The 17,345-nt window shown below is 46.9% G+C and carries 14 protein-coding genes and 1 tRNA gene; 10 read left to right on the top strand and 5 right to left on the bottom strand.

Going from position 1 to position 17,345, the window contains the following annotated elements; translation table 11 throughout:
- The first annotated feature begins 28 nt into the window (after window positions 1-28).
- The 6 genes from ACFQRK_RS06675 (at window position 29) to ACFQRK_RS06700 (ending at window position 6,573) form a co-directional block, all read left to right on the top strand.
- Complete coding sequence (locus ACFQRK_RS06675; RefSeq protein WP_379004877.1) at window positions 29-1,135, top strand: ABC transporter permease; 1,107 nt, start codon at window positions 29-31, stop codon at window positions 1,133-1,135.
- Between the two features lie 49 nt (window positions 1,136-1,184).
- Window positions 1,185-2,303, top strand: a complete 1,119-nt coding sequence (locus ACFQRK_RS06680; protein ID WP_379004879.1) for an ABC transporter permease — start codon at window positions 1,185-1,187, stop codon at window positions 2,301-2,303.
- A 161-nt stretch (window positions 2,304-2,464) separates the two neighbouring features.
- Window positions 2,465-3,169: an HAD family hydrolase gene (locus ACFQRK_RS06685; protein WP_379004881.1), complete on the top strand. Its 705-nt coding sequence runs from the start codon at window positions 2,465-2,467 to the stop codon at window positions 3,167-3,169.
- Between the two features lie 74 nt (window positions 3,170-3,243).
- On the top strand, window positions 3,244-4,092 hold the full coding sequence (locus ACFQRK_RS06690) for a restriction endonuclease (protein WP_379004883.1): 849 nt from the start codon (window positions 3,244-3,246) through the stop codon (window positions 4,090-4,092).
- On the top strand, window positions 4,085-4,828 hold the full coding sequence (locus ACFQRK_RS06695; protein ID WP_379004885.1) for a TIGR00730 family Rossman fold protein: 744 nt from the start codon (window positions 4,085-4,087) through the stop codon (window positions 4,826-4,828). Before ACFQRK_RS06690 ends, ACFQRK_RS06695 begins: the two co-directional genes overlap by 8 nt.
- 2 nt (window positions 4,829-4,830) lie before the next feature.
- Complete coding sequence (locus tag ACFQRK_RS06700) at window positions 4,831-6,573, top strand: ABC transporter ATP-binding protein (RefSeq protein WP_379004887.1); 1,743 nt, start codon at window positions 4,831-4,833, stop codon at window positions 6,571-6,573.
- A gap of 5 nt (window positions 6,574-6,578) precedes the next feature.
- Here the strand turns inward: ACFQRK_RS06700 and ACFQRK_RS06705 are convergent, their stop codons facing one another.
- Entirely contained in the window at window positions 6,579-8,399 is a 1,821-nt protein-coding gene (locus ACFQRK_RS06705; RefSeq protein WP_379004888.1) for a DNA polymerase III subunit gamma/tau, read from the bottom strand.
- Between the two features lie 335 nt (window positions 8,400-8,734).
- Between ACFQRK_RS06705 and ACFQRK_RS06710 the strand changes: the two genes are divergently transcribed.
- From ACFQRK_RS06710 to ACFQRK_RS06725, 4 genes are all read left to right on the top strand, one after another.
- A complete protein-coding gene (locus tag ACFQRK_RS06710; RefSeq protein WP_379004890.1) occupies window positions 8,735-9,079 on the top strand; it encodes an ArsC family reductase in 345 nt (114 codons plus the stop codon).
- Between the two features lie 23 nt (window positions 9,080-9,102).
- Window positions 9,103-11,067: a M1 family metallopeptidase gene (locus ACFQRK_RS06715; protein WP_379004892.1), complete on the top strand. Its 1,965-nt coding sequence runs from the start codon at window positions 9,103-9,105 to the stop codon at window positions 11,065-11,067.
- Between the two features lie 20 nt (window positions 11,068-11,087).
- Window positions 11,088-11,888, top strand: a complete 801-nt coding sequence (locus ACFQRK_RS06720) for a hypothetical protein (RefSeq protein WP_379004894.1) — start codon at window positions 11,088-11,090, stop codon at window positions 11,886-11,888.
- 275 nt (window positions 11,889-12,163) lie between these two features.
- A complete protein-coding gene (locus tag ACFQRK_RS06725) occupies window positions 12,164-13,672 on the top strand; it encodes an acyl-CoA dehydrogenase family protein (RefSeq protein ID WP_379004896.1) in 1,509 nt (502 codons plus the stop codon).
- Window positions 13,673-13,682: 10 nt separating this feature from the next.
- Here the strand turns inward: ACFQRK_RS06725 and ACFQRK_RS06730 are convergent, their stop codons facing one another.
- The 4 genes from ACFQRK_RS06730 to ppk1 form a co-directional block, all read right to left on the bottom strand.
- Window positions 13,683-13,979 (bottom strand): hypothetical protein, encoded by a 297-nt coding sequence (locus ACFQRK_RS06730; protein ID WP_379004898.1) that lies wholly within the window; start codon window positions 13,977-13,979, stop codon window positions 13,683-13,685.
- A gap of 161 nt (window positions 13,980-14,140) precedes the next feature.
- Window positions 14,141-14,226 (bottom strand) — tRNA-Leu (locus tag ACFQRK_RS06735).
- A 73-nt stretch (window positions 14,227-14,299) separates the two neighbouring features.
- Window positions 14,300-15,193: an exopolyphosphatase gene (locus ACFQRK_RS06740; RefSeq protein WP_379004900.1), complete on the bottom strand. Its 894-nt coding sequence runs from the start codon at window positions 15,191-15,193 to the stop codon at window positions 14,300-14,302.
- Between the two features lie 6 nt (window positions 15,194-15,199).
- On the bottom strand, window positions 15,200-17,266 hold the full coding sequence (gene ppk1, locus ACFQRK_RS06745; RefSeq protein WP_379004902.1) for a polyphosphate kinase 1: 2,067 nt from the start codon (window positions 17,264-17,266) through the stop codon (window positions 15,200-15,202).
- Between the last annotated feature and the right edge of the window lie 79 nt (window positions 17,267-17,345).

Below are 17,345 nucleotides of genomic sequence, written 5' to 3' on the forward strand. Positions count from 1 at the left end.
ATTTTCAATATATTAATTTTTCAACTAAATGAAGCAGTTTTTCACATTCGTAAAAAAGGAATTCTATCACGTATTGCGTGATCGCAGGACATTGCTCATTCTCTTCGGTATGCCACTTGCACAGATTCTCATTTTCGGCTTTGCGCTCACCAACGAAATAAAAAATGCTCGGGTCGTCATTGTAGATCATGCGAAGGACGATGCTTCCCGATCCCTTATCGAACGCATTGGTGCCAGCAATTATTTCGAAATTCAAGAAGATGTGATGGATAGAGCCCGGATGGAGACTGCATTCAAAGAAGGTAAAATCAAACTTGCGATCCTATTTCCCGCTAACTTTCAACACGATCTCCGACATCAAAACCAAGCGCCGATACAGCTTATTGCCGATGCTTCCGACCCGAATTATGCAACGACGCTGACTAATTACGTGTCGTCTATCATACAGGATTACCAAAGTGAACTCAATGAAACGGTTGCCCTTCCCTATCGCATCACACCGGAAATACGGATGCTCTATAATCCGCAACTAAAAGGGGCTCCGAATTTTGTCCCTGGGGTAATGGCTTTGGTCCTCATGCTGGTTTCGGTGATGATGACTGCGATATCCATCGTGCGTGAAAAAGAGACGGGTACCATGGAAATCCTGTTGGTATCTCCTTTTAAACCCGTGTGGGTCATCCTGTCAAAGGCAGTCCCTTATCTCATTCTTTCGCTCGTCAACGTGTTATCAATTGTATTGATGAGTGTGTTTGTTTTGCAATTGCCGGTAGAAGGCAGTTGGTTGCTCTTATTCGCGGAAAGTACACTTTTTATTATTACCTGCCTCACGTTGGGAATCTTTATTTCCATCAAAACAAAATCTCAGCAGGTCGCGATGCTGATTTCGCTGATGGGTATGCTGCTCCCGACAATGATGTTCAGCGGTTTTATGTTTCCGATAGAAAACATGCCCATGCCCTTGCAGGTCATCTCGAATATCGTACCGGCAAAATGGTTCTACATCATCGTGAAATCCATTATGATTAAAGGTTTGGGGCTTGCAGCCATCTGGAAGGAAACGCTCATCCTGTCTGGCATTGCGCTGTTTTTCTTCGTGATCAGTTTAAGAAGTTTTAAGATACGCTTGGAATAGTGGAAAGTGGAATTTTCAACTTTCAATCGCTTAATTTTCAACTAAAAAAATGAGAACCATCCGATTTCTACTTGAAAAAGAATTCCGGCAGATTTTTCGGAACCGGGCTATCCTGATATTAATTATGGTGATGCCTGTTATGCAGCTTATCATCTTGCCCCTTGCGGCCGATTTTGAGGTTAAAAACATCAACCTGTCGGTGGTAGACCACGATCATTCGCCCTATTCGAGGCAATTGATTTCGAAGATCACAGCCTCGGGTTATTTCAGGTTGCAGGGATACCACGCTTCCCTGAAAGATGCATACCAACTTATTGAAGAGGATAAGGTCGATCTTGCCTTGGAAATTCCAAACGGATTTGAACGTAACCTCATCCGTGAAAACGAACAGCAATTGTTTATCGCGGTGAATGCCATCAACGGCACGAAAGCCGGCTTAGGCAGCGCTTATTTGTCGTCCATCCTGCGCGATTACAACCAGGAAATCCGCATGGAATGGATATCGCCCACGCGCCTGCAACCGCTGCCCATCGTTGAGGTGATACCGAAAAACCGGTTCAATCCCCAACTCAATTACCAGTTTTTTATGGTGCCCGGCATTCTGGCTATTCTGTTGACCATGGTAGGTGGATTTCTCTCAGCCCTGAATATTGTAAAGGAAAAAGAAATCGGCACGATCGAACAAATTAATGTAACACCCATCCGTAAGCACCATTTTATCCTCGGCAAATTAATACCTTTCTGGATACTGGGTAACGTGGTATTCACCCTCGGGTTAGTGGTTTCCTGGATCATCTATGACATTTTTCCCCAAGGCAATATACTGGCCATGTATGGATTTATCTGGATTTACCTATTGGCCGTACTGGGTTTTGGACTACTGGTGTCCACGTATACCGACACCCAACAGCAAGCCATGTTCGTTATGTTTTTCTTTATGATGATTTTTATTCTGATGGGCGGCCTCTTTACGTCGATAGATAGTATGCCGGGATGGGCAAGATGGATTGCGGCATTGAACCCCGTAAGCTATTTGGTCGAAGTAATGCGAATGATCATCCTCAAAGGAAGCGGTTGGGCGGCCATTCTTTCCCATCTTGGCATCCTATTGGCTTTTGCTGTGGTATTAAATGGCTGGGCAATTTTAAATTATCGGAAAACGAACTAATAACCAATCCATTGATAATTATTTTTTTAGATTGTAATTTATAGGTCATTATTCTCGTCCTACTTTAGAAAGTGGATACGGACACAAAATTATTCTTTACTTTTGACTCATTAGATAAAAAAGTCAAATAGTCCATCACCCAACAGTAAATATTTGGCATCATGCAAGCAAGAGGGATTTTATTAAATTACGAAGGCACCATCGACACGAATGGTCAGCATTGGGGCGCCATTCTTTGGCACAAATTCCAGAAACACATCGTCGGTTTGGATAAGTCTGTATTTAACCGGGCTTACGCGTATTCCGAAAGTGTCCTGGCTTCGCAGGCCCTCATCCAACCCAGCCATATCTTTCTGGATGTATTGGTGCATAAAATTACCCAGCAGTTCCATTATCTGACCAACCAAGGTTACCAACTGGATTACAGCAACATCAGTACGATTGCGCAGGAATGTAATAACTTGGCTATCCGGACCCTTCGGAAAACCCAAAATATCTTAGAAAGCCTGTCGAGTACCTTCCCCATTGTCCTGGTAGCTAATTTTTATGGGAATCTCAATGCGGTACTTGCGGAATTCGGTATCAGGAACTATTTTTCTGACGTGGTCGAATCCAGCACCTCCAACATGCACTTTAATACGGAGATCTATGAAAAGGGGATAAACAGCTTGGGTTATGCCCCTGAAGAATGTGTGGCTGTGGGTGATTCGTACAATCGGGATATCCTGCCATCCAAAGCAGTAGGTTGCCAAACGATATGGCTAAATGTAATGGGATGGGAAGAATGGGGAATTGATGAACTGGATATTACCGACGCTGAAATTGTCGATTTCAGTCAATTGCCGGGATTATTAGAACACCGTTAGGGTAGCGCTTTTTAAAATCCGCTTGGTATCTGCCCAAAAATATGCATATTGGCGTCCTAAAAGACATCCAATGTATGCAGGTAAAAAAATATTCCGGTGAGCTTGTTGAATTTGATGTAAACCGCCTGAAAGGTTCCTTATCCAAGTCGGGTGCTTCCCAAGATGTGGTCGATGAGGTATGGGACACGATGAGACCCATGGTTTATGACGGGATCAATACCCGTGATCTCTACAAACTTGCCTTCCGCCTATTGAAACGAGAAGCCGATTCTTTTGCTGCGCGATATAGCCTAAAGCGGGCTCTGCGCGACTTGGGGCCGGCTGGTTATTTTTTCGAACAATGGGTAGCAAAACTGTTTGGGCATGCCAACTATCAAACCCTGACGGGCCAATTGTTGGTAGGCAACGCCGTAACGCACGAAATCGATGTGGTGGCGCAAAAGGACAACGAAATGCTACTCGTCGAATGCAAATTCAGAAACACGGAGGATGCCAAAATTACCGTAACAACGCCCATGTATTTCCTTTCCAGGGTGAAGGACTTTCAGGGGCGCAAGTTTTCATTTTTTGGTGAGCCCATGGAATTTACCGCGGGTTGGCTCGTCACCAATGCATACATGACCACGGATTCCCTGCATTTTGCCCAATACTATGGCATAAACCTCCTGTCGTGGGACCATCCCGCAGATAGCAGCATCAAACGTCGCGTCGACAACGCGGGCCTATATCCGATTACATGCCTCACAACCGTCACGAAAAGCGAAAAGGATACGCTCTTGAAACAAGGCTGTATATTGGTGAAGGACATTGTGGATGACCAGACGCAGCTTGATATACTGCATTGTGCGCCACGCAAGAAGCGACGGATTCTTCAGGAAGCAATCGAATTGGTAAACCATCGAAAAACAGTACCTCATGAATAATCAGTTTGTCAAAGAGGAAAAAAAATTTATGGAGGGCGCCCGCGCCCGATGGAAAGAACTCAAGTATGTCGGCGGTGTGGTCATGCAATTTCTCAAAGGCTTTCGTGGCTTGCACTTTATTGGTCCGTGTGTGACGGTTTTTGGCTCAGCACGTTTTAAAGAAGATCACCCTTATTATGAACTGGCACGCAAGGTATCCAAGGAAATCGGAAATCTGGGATTTGCCATTATGACGGGGGGCGGGCCCGGTATCATGGAAGCCGCCAATAGAGGTGCCAAAGAAGCGGGGGCACTTTCCGTGGGATGTAACATTGTGCTACCGCATGAGCAAAAACACAATCCCTACCTCGACCGTTTTGTCACCATGGAATACTTCTTTGTTCGCAAGGAATTGCTACGGAAATACTCGTTTGCTTTTGTGGTCCTACCCGGGGGATTCGGTACGCTCGACGAATTTTTCGAAACCCTGACGCTCATTCAAACCGGTAAGATCAAGCGGTTCCCGATCGTAGTGATGGGCGTTGGCTTTCACAAAGAAATCATCGCCCATGTACAGCGCATGATGGAAGAGGAAACCATTAGTCCGGAAGACATGGATTTGCTGCTTTTCACCGATTCGGTCGACGAGGTTGTTGAGCACATCCGTAAACACGCCGAAGGATCACCGAGCATCAAACTGGAGCCCCCCCGGAAAGCCGCATGGCTATTGGGTGAGAAAAAACTGAAAAGGGCCTGAGTATGGAAATCCTGTGGAAATATTTGAAACCACAGCGTACATACATTTACATCGCGTTGTTGCTGGCCGCCATCGCGCAGTTGCTGTCGATGATCGACCCAATTATCTTTGGAAAAATTATCGACGATTATGCCAACAACCTGGGTGGACGCAGTGAGGAGGAACTGGTTAGGGGCGTATTGTTCTGGCTGGCTGTGGCCATCGCCATCGCGCTATTAGCCCGGCTGAGTCGCTCGTTCCAGGAGTACGTGATGCGGCTTGCCGTGCAGCGGTTCGGCATGCAGATCTTTAACGACGGCCTGAGGCAGACCCTGCGCCTCACGTTTCAGGAGTTTGAGGAACAACGCAGCGGCGAAACACTGGCCATCCTGCAAAAGGTACGTACTGACACCGAACGCTTCATTGGTTCAGCCATCAACATCCTGTTTTCGTCGCTGGTCGGTTTCGGTTTCCTCATCTGGTATGCAATCACCAAACATTGGGCGTTGATTCCGATTTTCTTCATCGGATTTTTGGTTATCGGAACCATCACGGGAATGCTGAGCCGCAAAATCAAGACCACCCAACGAAGCATCAACCGCGAGACCACCCGGATGTCGGGTATTATTACTGAATCGTTGCGCAACATTGAATTGGTGAAAAGCCTGGGGCTTACGTTTCCTGAAATCAGACGGATGCGGGTGCATACACAGACCATCTACGATCTGGAGATGACCAAAACGAAACGCGTGCGTTTTCTTTCGTTTCTCCAGGGCACCACGCTCAACCTTCTGCGGCAATCCATCCTGTTTACACTCCTGTGGCTTATCTTCCGGGAGGTACTGACTCCCGGCGAACTGATTACGATGCAGTTTATTTCCACGTCTATCTTCATGCCTTTGCAGGACATCGGCAACATTCTCGTCCAATACCGGGAGGCCGAAGCATCCATCCAGCTGTTTGACAACCTGATGGAGAAGCCCATCGAGCGCCGGCCCGAAAACCCGATACCCATCGGTCCGCTGGAAGAAATCTTTTTCGACCAGGTCGTGTTCCGTCATAAAACCGCTTCGCAAAACGCCATTGACGGCATCTCTTTTTCTGCCAAAGCGGGAGAAACCCTGGCGTTCGTGGGACCGTCGGGTTCAGGGAAATCTACGCTGGTCAAATTATTGGTCGGGCTATACCGACCCGTTTCCGGCCGGATTTTGTTTAACGATATTCCCTCCGAAGAGGTGCGGTTTAACGAAATGCGCCGGCAGATTGGCTTTGTTACACAGGATACACAGTTATTTGCCGGAACCATCAAGGACAATCTGCTTTTCGTAAAGCCGGATGCCACCGAGGAAGAGATAATCCATGCATTGCAAAGGGCCAGCTGTGCGCCGCTGTTGGCCCGTAGTGAGAAGGGAATCCACACGGTTTTAGGCGAGGGCGGCCTGAAGCTATCCGGCGGGGAGAAGCAGCGCATTTCCATTGCCCGGGCATTGATACGGAATCCCCGCCTTTTAATTTTTGACGAGGCAACAAGCGCCCTGGATTCGCTTACCGAGGAGGCCATTACGGAAACCCTAAGAACCCTGTCGAGCGAGCGTGAGCGGATTACCGTATTGATCGCTCATCGGCTATCTACAATCATGCACGCAGATCGCATCATTGTGCTTGAAAAAGGCGTGATTGCCGAAACCGGAACGCACGACGAACTGGTCGCATCGAAAGGGCTCTATTACGCCATGTGGCGGCAGCAAATTGGGGAACGGCGGTAAAAAAGCTATTCCAATCCGAGATTGAACGTCTTCCGCAATACGTCGAGCGCTGGATTCTTTGCCACCATCGCTTGGTATTTTTCCTGAGCCGTGTACGGCTTCCTTACTACGTCGTTGGTCACCTCGATAGGTATCAGGTCTATGGCAAAATTCCGCAATTTTATCCGCAGTTCGTTCAGTATATCGATCTTCGAAATGTTCAGCAAGTCCTGCTGGATGGGATTTTCTACGGTTACCCCTACCTTAAATTCAGCCAACAATTGTGGTGCGTTTGCCGTCATCAGTGTAAAAAGGTTAATCTTGTTTTCCGCTTTCAACTTATCCGCAAAAGCATGCCATTCCTTCAATAGTTGATCGTAGCTAAACGGTTCTCGGGCCTCTCCATTCAGCAGTTCAGGTTCATCGGCTTCCGCCACTTCTTGCTTATCCTCAAAAACCTTGTTCAGATCGGGAATGATGTTACCAAGTTTTACCTCGCCCCAAGAGCGAGTTTGGGATTTGGACGCTCCGGGTGTTTCGCGTACAGGAGCCTGAACGCCAGCTGCTGGAGGAGTTACCGTTTCCTGGACTACCGATTGGGTGACAATTGGTTGTGCCGAAGCCACTTGTTCCGGCTTTCTCTCCGGTTCTGCCTGCGCAGTTCTGGCAACCGCTGCTACGGGATTAAGAGGCTTTTTTTTTTCAGCCTCCTCCATCGGAAGTGTCGATACACCGTTTTTCGCCAACTGGATAGCTGCCGCGAGGTGACACATTTTCAACAACGCCAATTCCACCTGCAGACGTTGATTTTTACTCGTGCGATAGTGAATCTCGCACTGATTGGCGATATTGAGCGCCGACAACAAAATGCCCGGTGAAACCTCGCTCGATTGCTGTAAGTACCGTTGGCGGATGGTATCACTGGTGTCCAGCAGTTTTAAGGTCGCGGGCTCTTTGGCCACCAGCAAATCGCGGAAATGAGAACTTAGTCCACTGATGAAATGGCTCCCCTCGAATCCGTGAGCCAATATTTCATCCAAAATGAGCAGCGCCGATGATGCATCCTCTTTAATAATAGCGTCGGTAAGGCGAAAATAATATTCGTAGTCGAGGATGTTCAGGTTATCGATGACCGCCTGATAAGTAACCTGTTTGTTAGAGAAGCTGACAATCTGGTCAAACATGGACAATGCATCCCGCAGCCCGCCATCGGCCTTCTGCGCAATCATGTGCAAACCGTCTGCGTCGTGGGATATACCTTCCCTTTCCGCAATGGACGCCAAATGATTTGCCATATCAGCCACCTTGATCCGGTTGAAATCAAATATCTGACACCGTGAAAGAATGGTCGGCAATATTTTATGCTTTTCGGTAGTTGCCAGGATGAAAATCGCATAGGAAGGAGGTTCTTCCAGCGTTTTCAGGAACGCATTAAAGGCTTGTTGCGAAAGCATGTGTACCTCATCGATGATGTATATCTTGTACTTTCCGGTTTGCGGGGGTATACGTACTTGATCAATGAGGCTACGGATGTCATCCACCGAATTATTTGATGCCGCATCCAACTCGTGTATACTGAAGGAATTTCCGTTTTGGAACGACTTGCAGCTATCACATTCACCACAAGCTTCAACATCATCCCGCAGGTGTTCGCAGTTGATGGTCTTTGCCAGAATCCGGGCACAAGTGGTTTTTCCAACCCCCCGCGGCCCGCAGAATAAAAACGCTTGGGCAAGCTGATTGTTGTTAATGGCGTTTTTAAGGGTAACGGTGATATGTTGTTGCCCCACCACTGTATCAAACGTAGCAGGCCGGTATTTACGAGCCGAAACAATAAAATTATCCATCGGTACGAAGATAGGGATTTCGTACGAAACTATCTACTGGACTTCATGGCTTTCACAATCTTTACATCCCTACGATTTACAAATTGCCGTAGACAGGGCTGCCCATCTCTCCGGCCACTGCCGGGCAATCGTCTGCCACCGTAATAAACGTATCTAGATAGTTTGCCGTATGGGTTTTCATTTCTCGATTATATATAAATAGATTACTACCCAAATATCATATACACCTTCGGATTGACACCCCGCTACGGGTCGCATTTAACGCAAATTAACACATCGTTATTTAGTTGTTGTGCATATTTATAGTAAGTTTGCTTGCTTCAAAACAGTTATTTATGCATGTTTATGGAATCAAAAATTGTAACACGGTAAAGAAAGCGCTCGATTGGTTGTCGAAAGAAGGCATCGCCTACACCTTCCACGACTTTAAAAAGGAAGGGATAACCGAGGAAAAATTACGGACCTGGGAAAACCAAACGGGTTGGGAACCGTTGGTCAATAAACGGGGGACCACCTGGCGACAGCTTTCTCCTGAAGAACAGCATGCTGTGGTAGATGCGGCTTCGGCCAACCGATTAATGCAGGCAAAAACCAGTGTAATCAAGCGTCCGGTCATTGAAATTCCGAAGGGAATCATTTTAGGATTCAACGAAAATGAATATCAAGCGAAGTTAAAATAAGCAACAAATCAAACCAATATCACATGAATAAATCTTTAGTAAGTTTCTGCGGTCTCTTATTGCTTTTGGGGGTAATCCAAACACCGCTACGGGCGCAAACCGTAAGCAACTATGATTACCAGGAAGCATTCAACCCGTTCTTTTACACGCATAATGGCAATGAATATCGTTCAGCAAGCGGCATGCCGGGCCCCAAATACTGGCAGAATGCCGTCGATTATAAAATATCCGCGAAATTGAACGATCAGACCCACGAAATTACCGGATCTGTCACGCTGGAATATACAAACAACAGCCCTGACCAACTCGATTTCATCTGGCTTCAGTTGGATCAAAACATGTTCTCCAAGGAGGGACGCGGCCAACAGATCGTTCCACTTACCCAAAGCCGCTACGGCGATGCCCAATCCGATTTTGATGGCGGCTACGATATAAAGTCTGTCAAACTCGGCAGCGGTAAGGATGCCGAGCACCTAATCACGGATACCCGTATGCAAGTGTTCTTGCCCGAACCCCTGCAACCAAATGGTGGAAAAGCAACGATCAGCATTGACTATTCCTACATTGTGCCGACCTACGGTGCCGATCGCACGGGGGTGTTGGAAACACAGAACGGCGAGATTTTCGCCATTGCCCAATGGTTTCCCAGGGTAGCGGTATACGATGACATCATGGGATGGAATGTAGTGCCTTATACCGGCCCTGGCGAGTTCTACCTCGAGTTTGGCAACTACGAAGTGGACATCACTGCTCCCGCCGATCACATGGTGGTGTTGGGCGGCGAATTGTTAAATCCCGAAGAAGTGTATACGCCTGAGCAGTTGAAACGGCTGGAGGCAGCTAAAAAAAGTGATAAAACGATCTTAATCCGATCAGCTGAAGAAGTAACCCAAGCCAGTTCGCGTCCGCAGGGAAAAAAAGAGCTGACCTGGAAGTACCGCCTTGAAAAAGCACATGACGTGGCTTGGGCGTCCTCGCCCGCATTCATCATCGATGGCGCTAAAATCAATTTGCCCAGTGGTAAATCTTCCCTGGCACTATCCGCATATCCAGTAGAAAGCAATGGTGGCAATGCTTGGGAGCGTTCCACCGAATATACCAAGGCTTCCATCGAATTCTATTCGAAATTACTGATGGAATACCCTTACCCCGTGGCCATCAATGTAGCTGCCAATCTCGGCGGTATGGAGTATCCAGCAATCGTATTCTGTAGCTATAAATCAAAAGCGGCAGGGCTATGGGGAGTGACGGATCACGAGTTCGGGCATATCTGGTTTCCGATGATTGTGGGCAGCAACGAGCGGTTTCATGCATGGATGGACGAGGGGTTCAATACGTTCATCAACGACCTTTCCACCGAGGCATTCAATGGCGGCGAATATTACCGTCCTATGGGTGATGCCAACCGGCTCGCCCAGGCATTGACGCGACCTGATTTAGAACCCGTGATGAGCACGCCGCAGAATATGCAAGAGCGCAATATCGGCACATTGGCTTATTTTAAACCGGGATTCGGCCTTACTTTGCTCCGGAACGAAATCCTTGGGCCCGAGCGCTTCGACCGTGCTTTCAAGGCATACATCGACCGCTGGGCATATAAACATCCCACACCGGATGACTTTTTCCGAACCATCGAAAATGTGGCGGGCGAAAATCTGAACTGGTTTTGGCGCGGGTGGTTCAAATACAACTGGCGGTTTGACCAAGCGGTCAGCAAGGTATCCTACCAAGACAACGATCCAGCAAACGGCGTACTGATTACGGTGGACAATCTGGAGAAACTCCCCATGCCGGTAGTCATCGATATTACTACCAAAGGTGGAGATACCCACCGGGTCAGATTACCGGTGGAGATTTGGGAACGCAATAGCTCTTGGACATTTAGGTATCCATCGACGGAAGAAGTAATAGCAGTACAACTTGATCCAGACAAGGTATATCCCGACCATAATCCGGAAAACAATCGCTGGGAAGCCCGGACAAAATAACACAACCAATTCGACATAACATGCAGTGTTCACGACTCATCTCCGCGTACTCGACTGAATTTTCATGCAAAGCACTGCATGTTATCACTCTATTCTTCTGGTTCGCTGTCCCTACCGTTTCAGCAGGCGCATACCCCACACCCCTCGCCCAGCAAGACACAGCCCTCACCGGATACGTACTTGAATTGGAAAGCGGTGAGCCGTTACCGAACGTAGAGATCAAGAATCTAGCAACCGGAGTCCTAGCAGAAAGCCGTGCCGACGGTCAATTCACCATTCCGGTAAAAAAAAATCAGCGTCTGCAATTCGAATATCCTGGATACCGCACGGATACGCTGGTTGTAATCGAATTTGATATCAAGCGCGTGTATCTGACGTCGGACGGCAGTGCCATCCGAATCGATGAAGTCCAGATACAAGCGATGACAGACACGCGGCTAGCTGCGGAAATCCGGCGGGCGGAAGAAGAGGGACAGTTTACTGAGACGTCTCAGCGACGGGGCGGCGTGCGAATATCACCTTCACGATGGTTTGGGAACGAAGGACGGCAAGCGAGGCAACGCTATAAACAATTGCTCGCGGAACAGGAGCGCCGAAAAATCGATGCACGTTTCACGCCGGAAATCATCCGTTCGTTAACGCCACTGACGGATGAAGACCTTGAATTATATATGACGAAATATCGGCCCACAGTAGGCTTCCTGTCAACCGCCAGTGATGCGGATCTACGTCTTTATATCATGGATACTTATGCTGCATTCAAAAAGCTAACGCCTGAACAGCGTGCCGAAATCAAAGCCCCAAAAACAGATAATCCCTAACTAGCAATACGATCGGCTTTTTCAATTCCGTAATGAAGCCATATTCGTGCTCCGTGCATTTCTCGCGAGTGAGTAGATTGATGAAACCCTGTTCAGTTGATTTGTGTGGTTAGTTTCCATGATTGTTCTTTATTACTTTGGGTCAATAAAGAGCGAAAAAGTTACAAAATCGCAAAAAGTTGACTTCCCTGAAAACTTCTATCATGCTTTTAAACCATTTTGTTCACGATATTCGGTAAATTTGAAAAGTGTCTTCCAAATTTTTTTGAGAAAGAATGGATAAAAACAACGATTTCGATGCATTTATCGGTAGATTTAAGACTGCACTTAAAACGGCATTTCATGACCAGCACGACATTAACGAATTGAGTCTTGTGCGCGGTCTGCCTACTGAGGTATGGGCAGTAATCATGCAAGCGTCGCCGTTGTCGGTTGCTATTCCCACGGAATACGACGGAAGGGGTGCGGTGGTAAAAGAATGTCTAAGCCTGTTGTCCGCAGCCTCGTATGAGTCACTCTCCCTCTCACTTACCTTCGGTATCAACATCGCCCTATTTCTTGAACCGCTGGCAAAATATGGCACTCCATCGCTGAAAGAAAAAGTTTTACCGGGATTTATTAGTGGACACCGCATGGGTGGATTAATGATTACCGAACCCGAATTTGGAAGTGACGCCCTGAATATGAAAACTGCCTATCAAAGCACCGAAGGTGGCTACGCGATAAAAGGTCATAAGCATTGGCAGGGGCTCACCGGACAGGCAGACTATTGGTTGGTCGCCGCAAGGAAAGACTTGGGCAATGGCGAACTAGCGCGCGACGTGGACTTTTTCATGACGGATAATTCCCAGGCACAACAACACATACAGGTAGAATCGATATATAGCAACCTCGGATTGTATATGATTCCGTACGGCTTGAATAAAATCGACGTCAAGGTACCGAACGATTATAGGCTACAACCCGAAAGCACCGGTATAAAAATGATGTTGGATATTTTGCATCGGAGCCGGATGCAATTTCCCGGAATGGGGATGGGTTTCATCAAACGTATGCTAGACGAGGCGCTATTCCATTGCACGAACCGGGTGGTCGGCACGGGAAACCTGCTAATGCTGGATTCGGTCCAGTTCCAACTGTCGAGGATCCAGACTGCCTACACCCTGTGCTCGGGAATGTGTGCCAGAAGTAGCGAAATCAGCGGTATTGCCCACAACCTGGCTCAAGAAGGATTGGAAGCCAACAGCATGAAAGCGCTTGTCACCGACCTAATGCAGGAATCCGCTCAATTATGTTTGCAAGTGTCAGGGGCTAATGGCTATCGGATCAGTCACATCGCCGGAAGGGGGATCGTGGATAGCCGACCGTTCCAGATTTTCGAGGGATCTAACGAAATGCTATACACGCAGATCGCAGAAATGGTACTGAAGCTTATGAAAAAGCAAAAAGAGCCCAATTTCTACCACTTCCTTTCTCAGTTTGGACGCACCAACCAATCCGCTCCCCAATTTACCGAGTACCTTCGGTTCGAACCCGAAACCAACATTCCGCAGCGGAAATTAGTTGATCTCGGAAAGATCGTGGCGCGGTTGATCTGCGTGCAGTATGTGCTTGTGCTTAAAGAAAAGGGATTCAGGGAAGATCTCGTGGAAAGCTGCTTATTAAACATGAAGATGGACATTGCTCACCTAGCCTCGAACTTTTCGCTCAGCGGTCGTGCGGGTCTCATTCCGGAATACCGGGACAAGAGCGACTGGATGGATTTTGTGGGAACGGCAAATTAACACAAGCCGTCTACCAGACATCTTTGTTCGATGCCTGCAATACGTCTCGGACGTAAATAGCTAGCTCATCGTCTTCCGATGGGGTTTTTATACGTCTTCCCAGGGCAGCTTCCCAACTGTCCAATGCTTCTTCGATGGTGCTGCCGCTGCCTACAATACCTGTCTGTACGTCCGGGCCCAGCACACAAAGGTATCCCTCGCTGCTTTCAAAAACTACCGGCCTAAGCTCCCTAGCGTTCGTCGAGAGATGTGTATCTTCGTAATTGAGCTGAATTACGCGTTCTTCAGCCACTTTCATTTGTTCCATATTGCGTATCTTGAGATATTACAGAAAAAACAACCGATCAATCAAATTGTTGGCCGATGATTTTCGGCTTGCGCAAGAAAGGTTAAGGGCACGGCCACAGCCATCTGCCGGTGTGGTGGCTTCAATGAAAAATGCCCTTGCATAGCAAGGGCATTTTTCACTGGTGCGGAAGAGCAGATTCGAACTGCCACGCCCGTAGGGCGCCACCCCCTCAAGATGGTGCGTCTACCAATTTCGCCACTTCCGCAGAGGTAATATGGGCGCAAAAGTAAGAGATTTTTTCTGTATTCTAACGTTTCGCCGAAATAAAAATATTACTTTTAACTTTCGTGCGGCACCGATGGAAGCGTTCTATCAATTAGTGTCTGTATAATTCCATCTACCAGCCCAACCCGAGGGACAATCACCTGACGGAGCCTGCCATATTTCATCAACGTCAGAAAAATCTCGCATGCCGGAATAATTACATCGGCGCGATCATTATTTAACCCCAACACATTGATGCGGTCTTTTAATGAAAACGAATTGAGATATTCATACAAAGATTTCAGTTTAGCATAGGAAATGGGCTTATCATCCTTTTCATTGGCCAATCTTGACAACTTGTTTATATTCCCTCCCGTGCCAATCCCATAAATCGTTTTAAACATCCGCGTATGGTTTTTTACCCATGTTTTCATCTCTTCCCACGTTTCTTCCTTATCTTGATTATCCAGTATACGGATGGTGCCGATGTTAAATGAGGCCGACGCAACTAATTTGGTATCCGCAAATACCGACAATTCGGTGCTTCCTCCACCGACATCGATGTATAAATACGCTTTCTTGTTGCCAAGGTGCTGTTCAATGTGGCTATTGTAGATGATTTCGGCCTCCTCGCGTCCTTCGATAATCTGCAAATCGATCCCCGTCTCTCTGATTTCCTTGGCGATGGATTGGCTATTTCCTGCTTCCCGCATAGCCGACGTTGCACAGGCCATGTAGTTACTCACCTTGTAAACGTCCATCAGATTACGGAACGCAACCATGGTCTTGATCAAGTCCGTTGCTTTCGATTCTGAGATATGCCGATCAATAAATGCATCGTCCCCTAACCGGAGAGGAACCCGCACTAATGTATTTTTCTTAAATGATATCGTGCCGTTGTTTTGAATAATATCGGCTATCAACAGCCTCACCGCGTTCGATCCAATATCTATTGCTGCGTATCTCACGTTTAATTATGATTTATATTTCAAATAATTGTAGGTATCTTCCTGTGCGCGGTGCCTGATTCTGCTTTTGCCGCCGATGTATCGGTTGTTATTGAGTTGATTGATTTCCCGTGCTTTGGTATTATCGCGCAACTGAATATTGATAATATCGCGGATCTCGCACCGAATACGCTCATCCAGGATCGGAAAAGCCACCTCTACCCGTCGATCAATGTTACGCGCCATCAGGTCGGCAGACGACAGGTAAATTAATTCGTTCCCTCCATTTCCAAATATCCATACTCGGGCATGTTCCAGATACCGATCCACGATACTCCTAACCGTAATTCGTTCGCTGAATCCCGGCTGACCGGGCACGAGACAGCACATGCCGCGTACAATAAGTTGGATGGTCACCCCGGCATTGTTCGCTTCGTACAATTTCTCGATGATCTCTTCGTCGGAGAGGCTGTTCATCTTTAGTACCATATACCCTTTTTTACCAGATTTAGCTACGTCGATTTCATTTTTTATCAACTGATAAAGCCGCTGGCGGGTTTCCAGCGGAGAAGCAATGATCGCCTTGTAGCCGCGATGAAATGTCTGTTTTTCTAGCCCCCGGAACAAACGCTTCAGGTCTTTTGTAATTAAAGGATTGACCGTAAATAAACTGTGATCGCCATAAAGCTTGGCCGTCTTCTCGTTGAAGTTTCCCGTAGCCAGGTTTGCATAATATACCAACCCTCGTTTTTCCCGCCTCGCAATCAAACAGATTTTTGCATGAACTTTATATTGTACGATCCCGATATTCACATTTACACCTCCCTCTTCCAGTTGATTACGCCAATAGATATTAGCTTCTTCGTCGAAGCGGGCTTTTAACTCGAGTAAGCAATTTACTTTTTTGCCATTTTTTGCCGCGTTGATAAGCGCATTGATTACGCTGGAATTCTCAGCCAGTCGATAAAGACAGATGCTGATTTCCCTGACTTTGGGATCCATAGCCGCCTCCCTCAGAAAATGGACAATATAGTCAAACGACTGATAAGGCAAACTTACCAAGTAATCCCGCTGTGCCATCTGGCTGAATATACTCCGGCCTAAATCTAGGTTGTTAACCCGCAATTGAGGCATCGGTGGGTATTCCAACGAAGCCTCCCCCACATTGGGAAAGCCAATAAAATCCTTGAAATTATGATAACGGCCACCTGGGATGAGTGCCTCGGAATCCAATTTCATACATGAAACCAGGTAATTGAGCGTATCAAGAGGAATGTCATTGTCGTACAACAATCGCATAGGCCGGCCTTTATCTCTGCGCTGCAAACTACGCATCAAGGCTTCGACAAATCGTTCGCTGATGTTGGCATCCAGATCCAATTCTGCGTCGCGTGTGAGCTGAATACTGTACGCTTCAACCGTATCGTATTCGAAAATAAAAAACAGATCGTCCAAACAATATCGGATGATATCGTCCAGCAAAATGATAAACTTCAACCCTTTATTTTCAGGCAAAATCAGGAATCTGGATAAAATGGCTGTGGGAATTTCTACCAACGCATGTTTAACCTTCTTACGGAAAGTCAACTTCACGATAAAGTAAATATGCCGGTCTTTCAGCTCCGGAAACGGTTTGCTCGAATTTATATCCTCCAGCATGATCGGAACCAGCGAAGGCAACACAGCACGCCTGAAATAACCACGCACGTATTCACCCCGGGCAACATTCAGTTGTTGCTCATTGATAATAAATATCTTCTGAGCTTCCAATTCCTTGATAATTTCATGCTCATATAGATAGTCAAACCGTTTTTCAAGCTTTACAACAATATTCTTAATTTCATTCAGGATCTTTTTGGGGTTGAAACCAAGCATGCTTTTGGTCTTGGTGTTAATGTCAACAAGCCGATTAAGGGTGGCAACCCGCACGCGGTAAAATTCGTCTAAATTGGAAGAAAATATCGCTAAAAACCGCAGACGCTCGATGAGCGGTACCGTTTTATCTGCGGCCTCCTGCAATACACGCTCGTTGAAATACAACCAGCTTAATTCGCGGTTTATAAGTGGAAATTTGTGCTTCACAACTGTTAACATGCGGCCGTCTAAAGTTATTCCGGCCAATAATAACAATGTAAAGTTTCGTTAGTGTTAACTATGCATTAATTCACCATGA

This window comes from Parapedobacter sp. GCM10030251 (assembly GCF_042666505.1).
Lineage (GTDB): Bacteria > Bacteroidota > Bacteroidia > Sphingobacteriales > Sphingobacteriaceae > Parapedobacter.

Excerpts from the sequence above, each read along its gene's own strand:
- ACFQRK_RS06675 (WP_379004877.1), top strand. The coding sequence starts at position 29 with ATGAAGCAGTTTTTCACATTCGTAAAAAAGGAATTCTATCACGTATTG.
- ACFQRK_RS06680 (WP_379004879.1), top strand. The coding sequence starts at position 1,185 with ATGAGAACCATCCGATTTCTACTTGAAAAAGAATTCCGGCAGATTTTT.
- ACFQRK_RS06685 (WP_379004881.1), top strand. The coding sequence starts at position 2,465 with ATGCAAGCAAGAGGGATTTTATTAAATTACGAAGGCACCATCGACACG.
- ACFQRK_RS06690 (WP_379004883.1), top strand. The coding sequence starts at position 3,244 with ATGCAGGTAAAAAAATATTCCGGTGAGCTTGTTGAATTTGATGTAAAC.
- ACFQRK_RS06695 (WP_379004885.1), top strand. The coding sequence starts at position 4,085 with ATGAATAATCAGTTTGTCAAAGAGGAAAAAAAATTTATGGAGGGCGCC.
- ACFQRK_RS06700 (WP_379004887.1), top strand. The coding sequence starts at position 4,831 with ATGGAAATCCTGTGGAAATATTTGAAACCACAGCGTACATACATTTAC.
- ACFQRK_RS06705 (WP_379004888.1), bottom strand. The coding sequence starts at position 8,399 with ATGGATAATTTTATTGTTTCGGCTCGTAAATACCGGCCTGCTACGTTT.
- ACFQRK_RS06710 (WP_379004890.1), top strand. The coding sequence starts at position 8,735 with ATGCATGTTTATGGAATCAAAAATTGTAACACGGTAAAGAAAGCGCTC.
- ACFQRK_RS06715 (WP_379004892.1), top strand. The coding sequence starts at position 9,103 with ATGAATAAATCTTTAGTAAGTTTCTGCGGTCTCTTATTGCTTTTGGGG.
- ACFQRK_RS06720 (WP_379004894.1), top strand. The coding sequence starts at position 11,088 with ATGCAGTGTTCACGACTCATCTCCGCGTACTCGACTGAATTTTCATGC.
- ACFQRK_RS06725 (WP_379004896.1), top strand. The coding sequence starts at position 12,164 with ATGGATAAAAACAACGATTTCGATGCATTTATCGGTAGATTTAAGACT.
- ACFQRK_RS06730 (WP_379004898.1), bottom strand. The coding sequence starts at position 13,979 with ATGGAACAAATGAAAGTGGCTGAAGAACGCGTAATTCAGCTCAATTAC.
- ppk1 (WP_379004902.1), bottom strand. The coding sequence starts at position 17,266 with ATGTTAACAGTTGTGAAGCACAAATTTCCACTTATAAACCGCGAATTA.